Annotated in this window: 1 protein-coding gene; it reads right to left on the bottom strand. The window is 33.9% G+C overall.

Features of this window, described 5'->3' with window-relative positions; all coding sequences use genetic code 11:
• Positions 1-522 (bottom strand): putative porin (locus I6E72_RS19660; RefSeq protein WP_197113919.1); only part of this gene is annotated, 522 nt, incomplete at both ends.

The raw sequence follows: 522 nt of genomic DNA, 5'->3' as shown, positions 1-522 counted from the left end.
ATTTGAAAAAGTTGCGTTTAACTGATTGTAGGTTGTCTGCAACTGAGCTTTATCTTCTGTTTCTGCTAAAAAAGAATTTCCGAAATAATCTGACTCCGCGTCCTGATTAAACTTAGAAAATTTAGTCTCGTAATTAAACTGATGCCCTACTTCTATGGATGTTGCAATAGCGCTGCTTGTTGAGTCTTCTGCTTTCTTAATTAATTTGTATTGATGGTCTAAAAAATACCTCTTCCCTAAAATTTCACTTTCGGCATTTATAAAAGCTACATCTAACCTATCTCTACTAGAAAACTCTGTATCTCCAGATTCAAACTGAGATTCCCCATCTATTAAACCTCCATTTTCCTGAAAAACAACATCTTGAACTGCTATATGAGCTAGCATTTGGTATCTGTTATTTTTAGAATTATAATTTGTAGTTACGGTAAAGTTGCCCGATTCTGACTGATTGTAATTGTATTTCCCTAAAGATCTAAAACCTTTGTAACCTAAAGAGACGTTTAGCTCTGGAGACATATT

The sequence above is a fragment of the Pseudoalteromonas sp. NSLLW24 genome (assembly GCF_015864725.1).
GTDB lineage: Bacteria > Pseudomonadota > Gammaproteobacteria > Enterobacterales > Alteromonadaceae > Pseudoalteromonas > Pseudoalteromonas arctica.
Note: the sequence above shows the minus strand (reverse complement) of the source record. Positions and strands in the feature narration are given on the sequence as shown.